Source organism: Nocardioides luteus (assembly GCF_000960475.2).
Classification (GTDB): Bacteria; Actinomycetota; Actinomycetes; order Propionibacteriales; family Nocardioidaceae; genus Nocardioides; species Nocardioides luteus_A.
The window spans coordinates 1-15,727 of sequence record NZ_JZDQ02000064.1; the positions used below are offsets into that span (position 1 = coordinate 1).

The 15,727-nt window shown below is 70.8% G+C and carries 17 protein-coding genes; 6 read left to right on the forward strand and 11 right to left on the reverse strand.

Annotated elements, in window-relative coordinates; genetic code table 11:
* Positions 1-42: 42 nt before the first annotated feature.
* Positions 43-1,320, reverse strand: a complete 1,278-nt coding sequence (eno, locus tag UG56_RS27015; RefSeq protein ID WP_045549684.1) for a phosphopyruvate hydratase — start codon at positions 1,318-1,320, stop codon at positions 43-45.
* 99 nt (positions 1,321-1,419) lie between these two features.
* A complete protein-coding gene (locus UG56_RS27020) occupies positions 1,420-1,773 on the reverse strand; it encodes a winged helix-turn-helix transcriptional regulator (RefSeq protein WP_045549683.1) in 354 nt (117 codons plus the stop codon).
* Positions 1,774-1,866: 93 nt separating this feature from the next.
* Between UG56_RS27020 and UG56_RS27025 the strand changes: the two genes are divergently transcribed.
* Positions 1,867-2,490, forward strand: coding sequence for a malonic semialdehyde reductase (locus tag UG56_RS27025; protein WP_071327366.1), 624 nt, complete (start codon positions 1,867-1,869; stop codon positions 2,488-2,490).
* Between the two features lie 131 nt (positions 2,491-2,621).
* The gene (locus UG56_RS27030) at positions 2,622-4,112 is read left to right on the forward strand and encodes an MFS transporter (protein ID WP_052694029.1); all 1,491 of its coding nucleotides are present in this window, start codon (positions 2,622-2,624) and stop codon (positions 4,110-4,112) included.
* Positions 4,113-4,152: 40 nt separating this feature from the next.
* Here the strand turns inward: UG56_RS27030 and UG56_RS27035 are convergent, their stop codons facing one another.
* From UG56_RS27035 to UG56_RS29000, 4 genes are all read right to left on the reverse strand, one after another.
* Positions 4,153-4,566 (reverse strand): MazG nucleotide pyrophosphohydrolase domain-containing protein, encoded by a 414-nt coding sequence (locus tag UG56_RS27035; protein ID WP_045550938.1) that lies wholly within the window; start codon positions 4,564-4,566, stop codon positions 4,153-4,155.
* Complete coding sequence (locus UG56_RS27040) at positions 4,563-5,144, reverse strand: NUDIX hydrolase family protein (protein WP_084101678.1); 582 nt, start codon at positions 5,142-5,144, stop codon at positions 4,563-4,565. Before UG56_RS27040 ends, UG56_RS27035 begins: the two co-directional genes overlap by 4 nt.
* A 60-nt stretch (positions 5,145-5,204) precedes the next feature.
* On the reverse strand, positions 5,205-5,597 hold the full coding sequence (locus tag UG56_RS27045; RefSeq protein ID WP_052694027.1) for a hypothetical protein: 393 nt from the start codon (positions 5,595-5,597) through the stop codon (positions 5,205-5,207).
* 71 nt (positions 5,598-5,668) lie between these two features.
* A complete protein-coding gene (locus UG56_RS29000; RefSeq protein WP_256206926.1) occupies positions 5,669-6,703 on the reverse strand; it encodes an alpha/beta fold hydrolase in 1,035 nt (344 codons plus the stop codon).
* 44 nt (positions 6,704-6,747) lie between these two features.
* Here UG56_RS29000 and UG56_RS27055 point away from each other — a divergent pair, with 44 nt between their 5' ends.
* Entirely contained in the window at positions 6,748-7,122 is a 375-nt protein-coding gene (locus tag UG56_RS27055; protein WP_045550933.1) for a hypothetical protein, read from the forward strand.
* A 6-nt stretch (positions 7,123-7,128) separates the two neighbouring features.
* Here UG56_RS27055 and UG56_RS27060 read toward each other — a convergent pair whose 3' ends face one another.
* From UG56_RS27060 to mfd, 3 genes are read right to left on the reverse strand one after another with little or no spacing between them, the layout of a single operon-like run.
* Positions 7,129-7,581 (reverse strand): hypothetical protein, encoded by a 453-nt coding sequence (locus UG56_RS27060; protein ID WP_045550932.1) that lies wholly within the window; start codon positions 7,579-7,581, stop codon positions 7,129-7,131.
* Positions 7,541-8,158, reverse strand: coding sequence for a MarR family transcriptional regulator (locus tag UG56_RS27065; protein WP_052694025.1), 618 nt, complete (start codon positions 8,156-8,158; stop codon positions 7,541-7,543). Before UG56_RS27065 ends, UG56_RS27060 begins: the two co-directional genes overlap by 41 nt.
* 39 nt (positions 8,159-8,197) lie before the next feature.
* On the reverse strand, positions 8,198-11,791 hold the full coding sequence (mfd, locus tag UG56_RS27070; RefSeq protein WP_218145305.1) for a transcription-repair coupling factor: 3,594 nt from the start codon (positions 11,789-11,791) through the stop codon (positions 8,198-8,200).
* A gap of 107 nt (positions 11,792-11,898) precedes the next feature.
* Between mfd and UG56_RS27075 the strand changes: the two genes are divergently transcribed.
* A complete protein-coding gene (locus UG56_RS27075) occupies positions 11,899-12,909 on the forward strand; it encodes an aldo/keto reductase (RefSeq protein WP_045550929.1) in 1,011 nt (336 codons plus the stop codon).
* Here the strand turns inward: UG56_RS27075 and UG56_RS27080 are convergent.
* Together UG56_RS27080 and UG56_RS27085 are read right to left on the reverse strand one after the other, a co-directional pair.
* Positions 12,866-13,309, reverse strand: a complete 444-nt coding sequence (locus tag UG56_RS27080) for a MerR family transcriptional regulator (protein WP_045550928.1) — start codon at positions 13,307-13,309, stop codon at positions 12,866-12,868. The two genes, UG56_RS27075 and UG56_RS27080, sit on opposite strands and share 44 nt — an antisense overlap.
* Positions 13,310-13,351: 42 nt before the next feature.
* Entirely contained in the window at positions 13,352-14,107 is a 756-nt protein-coding gene (locus tag UG56_RS27085) for an SDR family NAD(P)-dependent oxidoreductase (protein ID WP_045550927.1), read from the reverse strand.
* Positions 14,108-14,174: 67 nt separating this feature from the next.
* On the opposite strand from UG56_RS27085, the gene UG56_RS27090 reads away from it, so the two are divergent.
* Together UG56_RS27090 and UG56_RS27095 are read left to right on the forward strand one after the other, a co-directional pair.
* Positions 14,175-14,768, forward strand: coding sequence for a TetR/AcrR family transcriptional regulator (locus UG56_RS27090; protein ID WP_071327367.1), 594 nt, complete (start codon positions 14,175-14,177; stop codon positions 14,766-14,768).
* A gap of 8 nt (positions 14,769-14,776) precedes the next feature.
* Positions 14,777-15,658, forward strand: a complete 882-nt coding sequence (locus tag UG56_RS27095) for a M15 family metallopeptidase (protein ID WP_143055222.1) — start codon at positions 14,777-14,779, stop codon at positions 15,656-15,658.
* Positions 15,659-15,727: the final 69 nt, after the last annotated feature.

The window sequence follows — 15,727 nt, forward strand, 5'->3', positions numbered from 1 at the left end:
CCGTGTCCTCAGGACACGGGCCGCCGCGGCGTACGGGAATGCCTAGGCCTGGTAGCGCGGGAACGCGGAGGCGCCGGCGTAGCGGGCGGCGTCGCCGAGCTCGTCCTCGATGCGGAGGAGCTGGTTGTACTTCGCGACCCGCTCGGAGCGGGCCGGGGCACCGGTCTTGATCTGGCCGGAGCCGACGGCGACGGCGAGGTCGGCGATGGTGGTGTCCTCGGTCTCGCCGGAGCGGTGGGACATCATCGTCTTGAAGCCGGCACGGTGAGCCATGTCGACCGCGTCGAGGGTCTCGGTGAGCGTGCCGATCTGGTTGACCTTGACCAGCAGCGCGTTGCCCTGGCCGCCCTCGATGCCGCGGGCGAGGCGCTCGACGTTGGTGACGAAGAGGTCGTCGCCGACGAGCTGGGTCTTGTCGCCGATGGCGTCGGTGATGGCCTTCCAGCCGTCCCAGTCCTCCTCGTCGAGGGGGTCCTCGATGGAGACGATCGGGTAGGCCGCGACGAGCTCCTCGTAGTAGGCGGTCATCTCCTGCGCGGTCTTCTTGGCGCCCTCGAAGAGGTAGGCCCCGTCCTCGTAGAACTCGGAGGCGGCCACGTCGAGCGCGAGGACGACGTCCTTGCCGAGCTCGTAGCCGGCCTTGCCGATCGCCTCGGCGATCAGGTCGAGAGCGGCACGGTTGGACTCGAGGTTGGGCGCGAAGCCACCCTCGTCGCCGAGACCGGTGGCCAGGCCCTTCTCCTTCAGCACGGACTTGAGGGCGTGGTAGACCTCCGCGCCGGTGCGCAGCGCCTCGGCGAAGGTCGGGGCGCCGATCGGCGCGATCATGAACTCCTGGATGTCCACGTTGGAGTCCGCGTGCGAGCCACCGTTGAGGATGTTGAGCATCGGCACCGGGAGCACGTGGGCGTTGGGGCCACCGATGTAGCGGAAGAGGGACAGGCCCGCCGAGTCGGCGGCGGCCTTCGCGACCGCGAGCGAGACCCCGAGGATCGCGTTCGCGCCGGCCTTCGCCTTGTTGGGGGTCGCGTCGGCCTCGATCATCGCCTGGTCGATGGCGCGCTGGTCGTCGGCGTCGAAGCCCTCGATCGCCGGGGCCAGGGTCTCCACGACGGCGGTGACGGCGTTCTGCACGCCCTTGCCGCCGTAGCGCTCGCCGCCGTCGCGCAGCTCGACGGCCTCGAAGGCTCCGGTCGAGGCGCCACTGGGCACCTGGGCCCGGGCGAAGGTGCCGTCATCGAGGACGACCTCAACTTCCACAGTCGGGTTGCCTCGCGAATCGAGGATCTCGCGGGCGCCTACGGCGTCGATCGATGCCACTGAACTACTCCTGGGTCAGGGACGGGGTGTCGTCCGAAGCCTATTACCCGGCCGGATGGGCCTGGCGATTGGAACGTTAACCGGACAGTAGGTAGGTGGTCAGTCCTCGGAGCAGCCGTCGGCCGGGAGGTGCGTGCCGGCCCATTCGGTGAGCGCCCCGAGGGTCGGCGCGAGCGCTTCGCCGGATCCGGTGAGCACGTAGCGGACCGCCACCGGCGGGCCGGGATCGACCTCGCGGGCGAGCAGTCCCAGGCCGGCCAGCTCGCTGAGGCGCTCGGAGAGCATCGAGTCGCTGATGCCGGCCACCGCCCGCTTGAGCTCGGCGAAGCCGAGCGGGCCCTGGGTCAGGCTGCCGAGGATCACGCCGTTCCAGCGCTTGCCGAGGAAGTCGAAGGCCCGCACGAGCGCTGCATTGCACACCTGGGGATCGTGTGCGGGCTTCGTCGCGGGCATGGGTCCAAGCGTACAGGGATTGCCTGAATCCTGAGGAACTACTATTTTCGAAGCAACCGGAATATTCCTAGTAACCACGGAGTTCAGAGCGACATGACCGAGACCACTGCCCTCGAGACCACCACCCTCGAGAAGCTGGACCCCCGCGGCCGCCAGATCGTCTTCACCGGCGCGCGCACGTCCAACACCTTCGCCGACACCCCCGTGACCGATGACGAGCTCGCCGACATCTGGGAGCTCACCCGCTGGACGCCGACCATGGCCAACACCCAGCCGCTGCGGGTCGTGTTCGTGCGTACGCCGGAGGGCAAGGAGCGCCTCCTCCCGCACATCGCCGAGGGCAACCTCGAGAAGACCAAGGCCGCCCCGGCGACCGCGATCGTCGCCTACGACAACAACTGGCACGAGGAGATCCCGAACGTCTTCCCGATCCGCCCGGAGATGAAGGACTACTTCGAGTCGGACGAGAACGCGCGGCACGGCGCCGGCGGCTGGTCCGCCGGGCTGCAGGCCGGCGCCTTCATCCTCGCCGTCCGCGCGGCCGGCCTGGCCGCCGGCCCGATCGCGGGCTACGACACCGCGGGCGTCGACAAGGAGTTCTTCCCCGAGGGCGACTGGACCACGAAGATGATCGTCAACATCGGCCACCCGGGCGAGAACCCGTGGTTCGACCGGCTCCCCCGGGTCGACACCGAGGCCGCGGTGAAGTGGGCCTGACCCGCTGACCTGCTCGCTCGAGGCGCTCGCCTGCCGTCACGGCAGGCGAGCGCCTCTGTTGTCGCCGAGTGGCTTCCATCACGGACCAATTGGTGTCTGGAATACAGTTAGCCAAGCTAAACTTTGCCGCGATGCCTGTGACTCACACCAGCCCCCGCCTCACCTTCGCCATCGTCGCCATCGGCGTCTGCTCCTACTCCCTGCTGCAGTCGGTCTCCGTGCCGACGATGCCGCTGATCCAGACCGAGCTGGAGACCGACCAGGCGACCGCGTCCTGGATCCTGACCGCGTTCCTGCTCTCGGCCTCGGTCGCGACCCCGATCATCGGCCGGATGGGCGACTCCTTCGGCAAGCGCAGGATGTACGTGTGGAGCCTGGTCGCTCTCACCGCCGGCGCCCTCCTCGCCGCCGCGGCCCCCAGCATCGAGGTGATGATCGGCGCGCGGGTCCTGCAGGGGTTGGGCGGCGGCACCCTGCCGTTGGCCTTCGCGATCCTTCGCGACGAGCTGCCCCGGGAGCGGGTGGCCGGCGCGATCGCGGTGACCTCGTCGCTGCTCTCGATGGGCTTCGCGGCCGGGATCGTGCTGGCCGGCCCGGTCGCCGAGACGCTCGGCTTCCGGGCGCTGTTCCTGCTGCCCGCGCTCGTCGCGGCCGGTGCCGCGATCGGCACGCTTGTGCTGGTGCCGGAGTCGCCGGTGGTCACCCGTGAGCCGATCCCGCTGCTCCCCGCCGTGCTTCTCGCCGGCTGGCTCGTCGCGCTCCTTCTCGGTGTCAGCCGGGCACCCTCGTGGGGCTGGACCTCTCCCGCCACCATCGGCCTGCTCGGTGCCGCCGTCGTACTGCTGGCCACCTGGATCCGGGTCGAGTGGACCGTACGCCAGCCGCTGGTCGACCTGCGGCTGATGGGCCTCCGGGGCGTCTGGACCGCCAATCTGGTCGCTCTGCTGATCGGCATCGCGATGTACGCCTCCTTCGGCTTCATCCCGCAGCTGACCCAGACCCCGACGTCGGCCGGCTACGGGTTCGGCGCCTCGGTCACCGTCGCGGGCTACCTGATGCTCCCGACGGCCATCACCTCGTTCCTCTGCGGGCTGGTCAGCGCCCGGCTCGCCGACCTCATCGGGATGCGCCGCATCCTGGTCATCGGCGGGCTGCTCACCGCGGTCTCCCTCGCCCTGGTCGCCTTCGTCCACGACGAGCCGTGGCAGATGTGCATCGCCACGGCGCTGTCGGGCTTCGGCACGGGACTCGTCTTCGCCAACCTCGCCAACGCGGTCGTGGCCGCGGTGCCACCCGAGCACACCGGCGTGGCCACCGGGATGAACGCCAACATCCGCACCGTCGGCGGCACCATCGGATCCGCGGTCATGACCTCCGTCGTCACCGCCCACACCCTGCCCTCGGGTTATCCGACCGAGCAGGGGTACGTCAACGGCTTCGGCTTCCTCGCCCTCGTCGCCCTGGGTGCGGCTCTGGCCGCCATCCTCATTCCCCGGGCCGCGCGAAAGGTCGCTCCGGTCGGCCGAGGCGTCACGTACGCGAGCCGAGACGTCGCTCCCGTCGAGCGAGACGTCGCTCCCGTCGGGCGAGATGGCACCGAGATGCCATGTCGGCCGACGTAAGTGACGCCTCGGCCGACGTAAGTGACGCCTCGGCGGGGGTCTACTCGGCGGGGTGGGCGCGCTCGGCGGCCTTGGCGGCCTGCCAGAGGCGCTCGACCTCGTCGAGGGTGTAGCGGCGGCCGGACTCGGCCTCGGGGCCGAAGACGTGCGGGTTGCGGCGCTTCATCTTGGCGGTGAGGCCGGCGATGACGTCGTCCATGGTGAACTCGCCGGCCTCCTCGGCGATGGCGGCGTGGAAGTAGACCTGCAGGAGCAGGTCGCCGAGCTCCTCCTTGAGGTGGTCGGGGTCGCCCTCCTCGATCGCCTCGAGGACCTCGTCGGACTCCTCGCGCAGATACTGCGCCAACGAGGTGTGCGTCTGGGACGACTTCCACACGCACCGCTCACGCATCAGTCGCATCAGGTCGAGGAACTCGACGAGCCCCTCCCCCGATGCGTACGTCCGCTCGCTCAATCCAGCGCTCCGTACGCGTTCAGGCACTGCCGCAGCAGGGACCCGCGGCCACCCTCCATGTCACCGACGACGGCGTCGGAGACCGCCTCGGCGGGCGTCATCCAGGAGAGCTCCAAGGCGTCCTGACGGGGCTCGCACTCGCCGGTCACGGGGATGACGTAGACCAGCGAGACCGCGTGCTGGCGCGGGTCGTGGAAGCGCTCGCCGGGCCACGGGAAGTATTCGGCGACCGTCACCGGCACCGTGGTCAGCGGCAGAGTCGGGAACGCGACCGGGCCGAGGTCCTTCTCCAGGTTGCGCATCAGCGCGTCGCGGATCCGTTCGCCGTGGAGCACCCGGCCGGAGACCAGCGACCTGGTGATCGTCCCGGTCGTGGGCGAGCCGCGCAGCAGCAGCCCGACCTCGGTGACCCGGCCGTCGGGATCGACCCGTACCGGCACCGCCTCCACGTAGATGATGGGCACCCGCCCGCGGGTCTCGCCCAGCTCCTCCTCGGAGAGCCACCCCGGCTCGGTGTCCCACTCGTTGCCGAAGGGCTCCTCAGGGAAGGACTGCTCGCCGAACGCCTCCATGGTCATGCGTCGATCCTGCCAGACACAGGCGTACGCCACGGAGCAACGGCGCCGGAGTGTGGACGGTCACCGGCGCAGGGCCAGGAAGCTGTCGGCCTTGAACACCTTCTCGACCATCCACCAGGAGAAGCCGTCGAAGAAGGGGCGCGCCTCGTCGCGACCGAGGATCCGTGGCTGGGTGGCGGCGTGGTCGCGTCCCTTCCAGGTGATCGTGCACTCGCCGGCCGCCAGCACGTTGCACACCCAGTTGGTGCCCGGTCCCCACGGGAGCGTGATCACGAACTCGTCCTCGGTGTGCAGCAGCGCGACCGGGAGGCTCAGCTCGCGGCCGGTCTTGCGGCCCCGGTGGTGCACCACCGCCCAGAGCGGGAAGAAGCGGTGCCCGGCCAGGGTCCGCATCATCGGGGCGGTCGCCTTCGCCATCCGCCAGGAGTCGTTGCTCGGGGTCATCGTCGTCATGCCCCCACTCTCGTTCCAGCCGCGGTGGCGCCGCTTCCCGGACAGTGCGCAGCAGGACTGACGGGTTCCCGTCAGTCGGCGCCGTTGCGGATGGCCCAGGCGGTGGCCTCGGCCCGGCTGCGTACGCCCAGTTTGCGGTAGAGGTTGGCCGCGTGCCGCTCGACGGTGTGCTCGGTGATGCCGAGCTCGCGGGCCACCGCCGCATTCGTACGTCCCGTGGCGATCAGCCGCAGCACCTCCTGCTCGCGCGTGGTCAGTGCCTGGCCCGGGGCAACCGCGGACCCGCGGCGCACGTCGCCGGTCAGGAACCAGCGGCTCACCATGGCCAGGTCACGGGCGCCGCCCTCGACGAAGAGCGTCGGCGTACTGCCCTCGAGCTCGACCAGCGTGCCGTTCCGGACGCCGTCGGCCAGGTGCCGCGAGACCTCGACCGGGATCTGGCTCGTCGCCTGCCGATGCAGCACCAGCGTGGGCGCCACCACCCGGTCGAGCAGGTCGCTGACGTCCAGCCGAGCAGCCTCCGCGAACCAGTCGCGGGCGAGCGCGGGCGTCGTGGCGGTGCGGAACGCCTCGGCCACCCGGCCGGCGTTCTCGCCCGAGCCCCAGCCCAGCCAGGCGGTCGCGGCGGCGTCGGCGAAGAGGTCCCAGTCCTGCTCGACCAGCGAGAGCAGCGCCTGGGTCTGCGCCGGGCTCATCGCCTCGCGCATCCGCGCCGCCCCGCCGAAGAGGAGCATCCGGTCGACGCGCTGCGGATTGGTGGCGGCGTACGCCACCGCGGTCGCGACCGCGTGGTAGTAGCCGAGCAGGTTGACCCGGTCGGCGCCGAGCGCCTCGATGACCGCCTCCAGGTCGCGGACGTGCGCGTCGAGGCCGAGGTCGCCGGGACGGCGGTCGGAGGCGCCGGTGCCGCGGCCGTCGTAGAGCACGAGCGTCAGGTCCTGGCTCAGCCGCTCGTAGGCCGTCCTCAGCGCGGGCACCCGCCACTGCGCCCTGATGTTGCTGAGCGAGGGCATCCAGACCGTCACCGGCCCGCTCCCGACGACCTGATAGGCGATCGCGATGTCGTCGCTGGTCTGCGCGTAGCGCACCTCTGGCTCGCCGGTCACGCCGCCCATTCTTGCGCCTGGGAGGCGTGAGTAGCGTCGGTGCCATGAATCGAGTCCTCCTGATCGGGCTGGCGCCCGAGGCAGTCGACCTCTCCGAGGCCCCCATCGACCTGGCCACGCTCAAGGAGCGGATCGCCGCAGGCAACGCACAGGTCGCCGACGCTGGCTACGACGCACTCCCCTGCGAGATCGGCACCGATGTCTCCGCCGCGACCGCGCAGGTGCGCGCGGCGCTCGAGCAGGAGCCCTGGGACATCGTCATGATCGGCGGCGGGATCCGGGCGATCCCGGCCCACACCGAGCTCTTCGAATCGATCGTCAACCTGGTCCACGAGCTCGCGCCCCGGGCACGCTTCGCCTTCAACGCCGGCCCCGACACCACCCTGGAGGCGCTCCGTCGCGCGGCCGGCCAGGGCTGACCCGCCTCAGCCGGCGAGGCGCTCCACCGCGGCGTCGTAGAGCGTCCGGGCCGCCGCTGCCGCCGCATCGGCGGCGGCAATGGTCACCGGCTTGCCGAGGTAGTTGTTGGCGTTGCGGTCCAGGCGCATCACGTCGTAATGGATGGCCGCGTCGCGCGGCGGCGGGGTGTCGAAGACGGCGGCCAGGAACCGGCCGACCTTCACATGGCCGCCGGCGCCGTACGTCGTCTTGTAGCCGTAGCCCGCGAGCACGGCCTCGCCGACGTCGTGGGCCGCCTTGTAGGCGAGGTTGTAGCGGTTCTCGGTGCGGGTGACGTTGGGTACGTCGGCGAGGGCCGACTCCGCGCCGGCGAGGAAGGCGCGGGCCTTCTTCTCGTCGGGTCGCACCGCGCGCAGGGCGCCGGAGCGTACGAGTGCGTCAACTGCCTTCTGCTGTGCCGGGGTCAGCGGCAGGGCCATCCGGTCCTCCTCCGTAGATCTTGATCACCGGGCTGGCCCGGACCTCCTCGAGGAACCCGGTCTGCTCCTCGGCCTCCTCGGGACTCATGATCGTCGGGTTGACGATGCGCCCGACGCTGTCGGAGACCTCGCGGCAGACCCGGTAGACGGCCAGGGCGTCAGGGGTCCCGATCACCATCAGGTCGATGTCGTTCGGCGGCGGCCCCGGCTCACCCTTCGCCCTGGCCGCGAACGACCCGAAGAGGAAGGCCCGCTCGATCCCGTCGACCTCTTCGAGCGCCTCGCGGAGCAGCACGACCGGTCCCGTCACCGTCAGCAGGATCTCCCGCGTCGGCGCGAGCAGCGGGCTCTGGTCGTTGCCCTTCACGAGCCGCGTCCGGCCCACGCGCCGGTCGACGAGCAGGCCCGCGTCGAGCAGCCGCGCGACCTCACGGTGGACCGTCGGGTAGGGCAGCCCGACCCGCTCGGCCAGCTCGGTCATGCTCAGCTCCTCGCCCGGGAGCAGCAGCTCCGAGAGCAGCAGCGCCTGCGCCTCCGACCGGAACAGAGGCGCGAGCACCGGAGCCTGACTTCTCACAAAATGGATAATAACCTCCATTTTGTGGATATGTAACCCCTAGGTGAGCGGGTCGATGATCGCGTCGATGACGACCCGGGCCCAGTCGAGGAGGTCGGGGCCGTCGAGGGGCTTGGCCGGGAAGCCGGAGGAGACCGGGCGCGGCACCATGATGGTCTCCAGCTGCGGCTTGACCAGCGACTTCGGGTACATCCGGTTGAGCCGGACGACGCGCGAGTCGGGCAGCGTGACCGGGTGGAAGCGTACGTTCTTGCCGGCCAGGGTGACCTCGGAGACGCCGGCCTGACGGGCGCGGGCGCGGAAGCGGGCGACCTGGAGCAGCGAGGAGACCTCCGCCGGCGGCTTGCCGTAGCGGTCGAGGAGCTCGGCAGCGACCGACTCGACGTCCTCGTCGGAGCGCACCTCGGCGAGGCGCTTGTAGATCTCCAGCCGCAGCCGCTCGGAGGGGATGTAGTCGTGCGGGAGATGCGCATCCACCGGGAGCTCGATCCTCACCTCGTTGAGCTCCTCGGCGGCCCCGTCGGGACCGGCCTTGAACTCGGCCACGGCCTCGCCGACCAGGCGTACGTAGAGGTCGAAGCCGACGTCGGCGATGTGGCCGGACTGCTCGCCGCCGAGCAGGTTGCCGGCGCCGCGGATCTCGAGGTCCTTCATCGCGATCGCCATGCCGCCACCCAGGTCGGAGTGCTGCGCCAGGGTGGCGAGACGCTCGTGGGCGGTCTCGGTGAGCGGCTTCTCGCCGGGGTAGAGGAAGTAGGCGTAGGCCCGCTCGCGGGAGCGGCCGACGCGGCCGCGCAGCTGGTGGAGCTGGCTGAGACCGAGGGTGTCGGCGCGCTCGATGATCATCGTGTTGGCGTTGGAGACGTCCAGGCCGGACTCGACGAGCGTGGTGCACACCAGCACGTCGAACTCCTTCTCCCAGAAGTCGACCATCACCTGCTCGAGCTGCTTCTCGTTCATCTGGCCGTGGGCGACCGCGACCCGCGCCTCGGGCACCAGCTCGCGGATCCGGGCGGCGGCCTTCTCGATCGAGTTGACCCGGTTGTGGATGTAGAAGACCTGGCCCTCGCGGAGCAGCTCACGACGCACCGCGGCGACGATCTGGCGGTCCTCATAGGCACCGACGTACGTCAGGACCGGGTGTCGCTCCTCGGGCGGCGTGGTGATCGTGGACATCTCCCGGATGCCGGTGATCGACATCTCCAGGGTGCGTGGGATCGGGGTGGCGGACATGGACAGGAAGTCGACGGAGGTGCGCAGACGCTTCATCGCCTCCTTGTGCTCGACGCCGAAGCGCTGCTCCTCGTCGACGATGATCAGGCCGAGGTCCTTGAACCGGATGTCCTTGTTGAACAGACGGTGGGTGCCGACCACGATGTCGACGGTGCCGTCGGCGAGGCCGGCCATGACCTCGGCGGCCTCCTTGTCGGTCTGGAACCTCGACAGCCCGCGAAGGTTGACCGGGAACCCGGACATCCGCTCCATGAAGGTCGACATGTGCTGGCTGACCAGCAGCGTCGTCGGCACGAGCACGGCGACCTGCTTGCCGTCCTGGACGGCCTTGAACGCCGCCCGCACCGCGATCTCGGTCTTGCCGTAGCCGACGTCGCCGCAGACCAGCCGGTCCATCGGGACCGGCCGCATCATGTCCTGCTTGACCTCGTCGATGACGGCGAGCTGGTCGGCGGTCTCCTGGAACGGGAAGGCGTCCTCGAGCTCGCGCTGCCACGGGTTGTCGGGGCCGTACTGGAAGCCCTTGGTGGCCTGCCGGGCGGCGTAGAGCTTGATCAGCTCGGCGGCGATCTCTCTGACCGCCTTGCGGGCCCGCGCCTTCCGCTTCTGCCAGTCGGCGCCGCCGAGGCGGTCGAGGCTGGGCTGCTCACCACCGACGTAGCGGGTCACCTGGTCGAGGGCGTCGGCCGGGACGTAGAGGCGGTCGGGCGGCGCGCCACGCTTGGAGGCCCCGTACTCGAGGACGAGGTATTCGCGGGTCGCGCCCTGCACCTCGCGCTGCTTCATCTCGATGAACTGGCCGACGCCGTGCTGCTCGTGGACGACGTAGTCGCCAGGCTTGAGCTCGAGCGGGTCGATCTGCTTCTTGCGGCGCGCGGGCATCTTGACCATGTCGCGCGTCGACGACTTCTGGCCGGAGATGTCCTCGCCGGTGAGCACGACCAGCTGGTTGGCCTCGTCGAGGAAGCCGTGGGTCAGCCGGGCATGGATGACGGTGACGGTCTTGTGGACCGGCTTGGCGGTCTCGTCGTCGGCCTCTGCCAGACGAGCCGGGACGTCGCGCTCCCCCAAGGCCTCGACCGTACGCTGCGCCGTGCCGTGCGCCGGCTGGACGACGACCACGCGGTAGCTGTCGTCGCGCCAGCGCTCGATGTCGGCCAGCGCCGCGGCGGTGTCGCCGCGGTAGGCCTTCGCCGGCTGCCAGTCGATCTTGCGGGCAGGGACGCCGACCACGTCGGGGTCGGTGAGGTCGGCGTCGTCGTCGAGGCCGAACGGGCTGACCGACCACCACGGCTTGCCCTGGGCGATCGCGTGGGCGCGTACGTCGGCGAGGTCGCGGTAGGAGGCCGCGGAGAGGTCGATCGGGGCGACTCCCCCGCTGGCCGCGGCGGCCCAGGAGGCGCCGAGGAACTCCTCGGCGGTGGCGACCAGGTCGTGGGCCCGGCTGCGGATCCGCTCGGGGTCGAGGAGCAGCACGTGGCTGTCCTCGGGGATCAGGTCGAGCAGCAGCTCCATGTCGTCGACGAGCGCGGGGGCCAGCGACTCCATGCCCTCGACCGCGATCCCGGCGGCGATCTTGTCGGTGAGCTCGATCAGGGTCGGGTGCTCCTCGCCGAGCTTGCGGGCCCGGTCGCGGACCTCCGGGGTCAGCAGGAGCTCGCGGCACGGCGGCGCCCAGAGCCGCTCGATGGCCCCACCGTACTCCTCGGGGATCGCGCGCTGGTCGGCGACCGCGAAGTGGCGGATCGAGTCGACCTCGTCGCCCCAGAACTCGACGCGGACCGGGTGCTCCTCGGTCGGCGGGAAGACGTCCACGATGCCGCCGCGGACCGCGAACTCGCCGCGCTTCTCGACCAGGTCGACGCGGGAGTAGGCGGCGTCGGCGAGCTTCGTGACGACGTCGTCCAGGCTCGTCTCCTGGCCCTTGATCAGCTCCACGGGCTCCAGGTCGCCGAGGCCCTTGACCTGCGGCTGCAGGACGCTGCGGACCGGGGCGACGACCACCTTCAACGGCCCGTGGACACCGTCGGCGTCGGGGTGCTGGAGACGGCGGAGCACCGCGAGCCGGCGCCCGACGGTGTCCGACCGCGGGGAGAGCCGCTCGTGGGGCAGCGTCTCCCAGCTCGGGTAGTAGGCGACCGAGTCGGGCGGCAGCAGGTCGGTCAGGTCGTTGACGAGGTCCTCGGCCTCACGAGAGGTGGCGGTGACCGCGAGGACGGTGCGCTCCTGGCGTACGAGACCGGTGACCACGAAGGGGCGCAGCGCCTCCGGCCCGGTGACGTCGAGCGCCAGCATCCGGCCGCCCTTGGCCTCCGCCATCACCTCGCTCAGGGCGGCATCGCGCAGGACGAGATCGGCGAGCGGGGCGAGGATCACGGGTGACTCCAAAGGGATGGGCATGCACGAGAGCCCCCGGCCAGGAAGAACAGGGGGTGCGGACACCAGTCTAGGAGACGTGTGTAAAGACGTTTGACTTCGAGCGCACGCGAAGCCGGAGCGTGGATCGCATGAGATACACGACCATCGGATCAGGCGCCGGCGCCCGGCGCGTCAGCAAGCTCGCGCTCGGCGTGATGCGGTTCGGGACGGACACGGACGTCTCGACCTCCTATGCCATCCTCGACCGCTTCGTCGGGGCCGGCGGCACCTTCGTCGACACCTCCAACAACTACGCCTACTGGGCCAACGGCACCCAGGGCGGCGAGAGCGAGACGACGCTCGGGCAGTGGCGCCGCGACCGCGGGATCGGCGACGAGCTCGTCATCTCCACCAAGGTCGGTGCGCGTCCGACGGACGTCGTGGAGCGGGTCGAGAACGGCTGGGAGAACCAGCGCGACCGCCGCTGGGAGGGGCTGGCGCCGGAGAACGTGCGCGAGCAGGCCGACCGCTCCCGCGAACGGCTCGGCGTCGAGCGGCTCGACCTCTACTACGCGCACGTGCCGGACATGAACGGCGTGCCGCTGGAGGAGTACGCCGCCGGCTTCGCGGCCCTGGTGAAGGACGGTGTCATCGGCCAGTTCGGGCTGAGCAACCACTGGTCCTGGCAGGTGGAGCGGGCGCGGGCGGTCAACCCGGAGGCGGCACGGCCGAGCGTGCTGCAGTATCACCACACCTACCTGCGTCCGCGGACGGACATCCCCGACCGCCGGCTCTCGGTCGACGGCGAGATCGGGGTGGCCGACGCCTCACTGCTGGCCTACCTGCGGGCGACGCCGGGGCTCACGCTGGTGGCGTACACGCCGCTGCTCAGCGGCGCCTACACGAACCCGTCGAAGCCTCTCGATCCCGCCTACGACCACCCGGGGACGACCGCGCGACTCGCGGTGCTCGACGAGGTCGCCGCCGAGACCGGTGCGACCCGCAACCAGGTCGTGCTGGCCTGGATGCTCGGCGACGCTCTTCCGGTGATCCCGCTGGTCGGGGCATCCTCGGTCGCCCAGCTCGACGAGAGCCTGGCCGCGGTGGATCTGGAGCTCAGCGAGGAGCAGCGGGCTCGGCTCGACGCTGCTGGGCGGTGAGCTCGGCATCAGGGTCGGTCTCCCCGACCGCGGCGGCGTAGTAGGCGACCTTGAACTCGATCGCATCGAGATGGGCGGCCGTCTCCTCGAGCTGCGCGCGCACCCGGTCGCGGTGGGCGCGCAGCAGCTCGAGGCGCGCCTCCTCGTTGCCCTCGCCGGACCGGACCATCTCGGCATAGCGCCGGATCTCCCGGATCGGCATCCCGGTCGAGCGCAGCCTGGTGATCAGGGTGATCCAGCCGAGGTCGCCCTCGGTGTAGGCGCGATGGCCCGAGCCGTTGCGACCCACCCCGAGCATCAGCCCGTCACGCTCGTAGTAGCGCAGCGTGTGAGCGGTCAGGCCGGTGCGCTCGGCCACCTCGGCGATGCTGAGCCCGATGCTGTGCGTCTGCGTCGTCATGGCTCCAGTGTCCTGGTTGGAGTGCACTCGAAGTCAAGTGGCTCAGAGCGCGGAGCCGCCGGTCACGTCGAGCGTCTCTCCGGTCACCCAGCGCGCCTGGGGAGAGGCGAGGAACCCGACGGCGTCGGCGACGTCCTCGGCCGTGCCGATCCGGCCGAAGACCGACAGCGCCTCGGCCTGCGCCCGCGGCCCGGGGAGATTGATCCAGTCGGCGTTGATGTCGGTCTCGATCACCCCGGGAAGCACCGCGTTGACCGTCCCACCCCGCGCCGCGACCGGCGCCGCCAGGGCGCGGGTGAGGTTGTTGATGCCGGCCTTGGCCGCGGCGTACGCCAGGTGGGTCGGGGCCGCCACCCGGGTGTACCCGGTCGACACGTTGATCACCCGGCCGCCCTCGCGCATCCGCGCCACGATCGCCTGGGTCAGGAACATCGGCGCGATCAGGTTGACCTCGAGCACGCGGCGGGCGGTGTCCGGGTCGAGCTCGTGGAGCTCCTGGTTGCCGTTGATGCCGGCGTTGTTGACCAGGATGTCGAAGCCGTCCTCCTCGGCGAGCGCCTCCTTGGCCCAGGCGTCGGCGATCTCGGCGGCCGCCCCCGCGCCGTCCGCACCGAGATCCGCCTCGATCAGGGCCGCCCGCGCCCCGGCGGACTCGACGAGCCGCGCGGTCTCCTCGGCGGCCGCTCGGTTCGAGCCGTAGTGGATGCCGATCAGGCCGACGCCGTCGGCGGCCAGGCGTACGGCGATGGCGCGGCCGATCCCGCGCGAGGCTCCGGTGACGAGTGCGTTGCGGGTCATCTCGGTCTCATTTCTGTAGTAGTCGCTAAATAACTCCATGGGAGTTAATGTAGGGATCACTATGGAAATGCGCAAGGCCTCTCGCGGACGACCGCGCTCCTTCGACGAGGACGCGGTGCTCGACGCTGTGATGCGGGCGTTCTGGGAGCACGGCTACGAGGGCACCAGCGTCGCGACGCTCGAGGCCGCGACCGGGCTGAAGGCGCCTAGCCTCTACGGGGCGTTCGGCTCCAAGGAGCTCCTCTACCAGACCGTCCTCGAGCGCTACGCGAGCGAGCACGGCGCGGTGCTGCGTCCCGACGGGCCGGTCCGTGAGGCCATCGCAGACTTCCTGCTCGAGGCGGCCGACCGGTTCAGCGAGGGCGGCCTGCCGCCGGGCTGCATGATCTCGACGGCTGCGCTCGGCGTGGGTGCCGCGCAGCGCGGGGTCGCGACCAGGCCGGCCCGGATGCGGGCGCAGACGCTCGCCGGGATCGAGCAGCGGCTGCGGCGCGCCGTCGACGACGGGGAGCTGCCCGCGGAGACCGACGCCGCCGCCCTCGCCCGGCTGGTCGGAGCCGTGATCCAGGGGATGTCGGTGCAGGCGATCGACGGTGCCACCCGCGGCGACCTGCGCGCGCTCGCCACGGTTGCCATGAACGCCTGGCCCACGAAGGGTTGAATGGAAGGGTGAGAACCCGGACGTACGCCGCCGCGCTGGCAGCCCTCGCGCTCGCGCTCGCCGGTTGTGGTCAGGCCTCCACTGCCGGGCCCACGCCGAGCCCGTCGGCGGCGGCTTCGACATCAGCGTCGGCGGAGCCGTCAGCGAGCGACGTACCGTCGTCTTCTCCGGTCGCCCCGAAGCCCGGGTCGGTGCCGCCGCCGTGGCTCGGCACGCGGGTCCTGAAGAAGGATGCCGAGGGTTTCGGTATCGCCGCACCGACACCGCCGGAGCTGCGCCACCGGGCCTGGACGCTGCCGGACGTGGTGCCGATGCTGCCGGGCGACGGCTTCGCCGCCGAGGTCGAGGTCGCGCCCGACGACGTGATCGCGCGCTCGACCTGGGCACCGGGATGCCCGGTCTCACGCCAGGAGCTGGACTGGGTACGGATGACGTTCTGGGGTTTCGACGGCGCCCGCCACACCGGCGAGATGCTGATCAACGCCCGGGTCGCCCAGGACGTCGTCGGGGTCTTCCGGCGGCTCTACGAGGCGAGGTTCCCGATCGAGCAGATGGAGATCACCACGGTGGCGGAGCGGGACGCGCCGCCGACCGGCGACGGCAACGGCACCGGCGCCTTCGTCTGCCGCCTCGCCAGGGGGCAGACGTCGTACTCCCAGCACGCCTACGGCCTGGCGATCGACATCAACCCCTTCCAGAACCCGTACGTCAAGGGCGACCGCGTCATCCCCGAGCTGGCCGGCTGGTATCTGAACCGCGACCGGGAGACGCCCGGGATGATCCACGACGGTGACGTCGTGACCAAGGCCTTCGCCGACATCGGCTGGGGATGGGGTGGCGACTGGAACTCGCTGAAGGACTACCAGCACTTCAGCGAGAACGGCACCTGAGCCCGAGAAACCGAAACGCACGCCGAGTCGGCTCGTTCTGACCGAAAACCTCGCCGAGTCGGCTCGTCA

Excerpts from the sequence above, each read along its gene's own strand:
- UG56_RS27020 (WP_045549683.1), bottom strand. The coding sequence starts at position 1,773 with ATGCCCGCGACGAAGCCCGCACACGATCCCCAGGTGTGCAATGCAGCG.
- UG56_RS27025 (WP_071327366.1), top strand. The coding sequence starts at position 1,867 with ATGACCGAGACCACTGCCCTCGAGACCACCACCCTCGAGAAGCTGGAC.
- UG56_RS27030 (WP_052694029.1), top strand. The coding sequence starts at position 2,622 with ATGCCTGTGACTCACACCAGCCCCCGCCTCACCTTCGCCATCGTCGCC.
- UG56_RS27040 (WP_084101678.1), bottom strand. The coding sequence starts at position 5,144 with ATGACCATGGAGGCGTTCGGCGAGCAGTCCTTCCCTGAGGAGCCCTTC.
- UG56_RS27045 (WP_052694027.1), bottom strand. The coding sequence starts at position 5,597 with ATGACGACGATGACCCCGAGCAACGACTCCTGGCGGATGGCGAAGGCG.
- UG56_RS27055 (WP_045550933.1), top strand. The coding sequence starts at position 6,748 with ATGAATCGAGTCCTCCTGATCGGGCTGGCGCCCGAGGCAGTCGACCTC.
- UG56_RS27060 (WP_045550932.1), bottom strand. The coding sequence starts at position 7,581 with ATGGCCCTGCCGCTGACCCCGGCACAGCAGAAGGCAGTTGACGCACTC.
- mfd (WP_218145305.1), bottom strand. The coding sequence starts at position 11,791 with ATGCCCATCCCTTTGGAGTCACCCGTGATCCTCGCCCCGCTCGCCGAT.
- UG56_RS27075 (WP_045550929.1), top strand. The coding sequence starts at position 11,899 with ATGAGATACACGACCATCGGATCAGGCGCCGGCGCCCGGCGCGTCAGC.
- UG56_RS27080 (WP_045550928.1), bottom strand. The coding sequence starts at position 13,309 with ATGACGACGCAGACGCACAGCATCGGGCTCAGCATCGCCGAGGTGGCC.
- UG56_RS27085 (WP_045550927.1), bottom strand. The coding sequence starts at position 14,107 with ATGACCCGCAACGCACTCGTCACCGGAGCCTCGCGCGGGATCGGCCGC.
- UG56_RS27090 (WP_071327367.1), top strand. The coding sequence starts at position 14,175 with ATGCGCAAGGCCTCTCGCGGACGACCGCGCTCCTTCGACGAGGACGCG.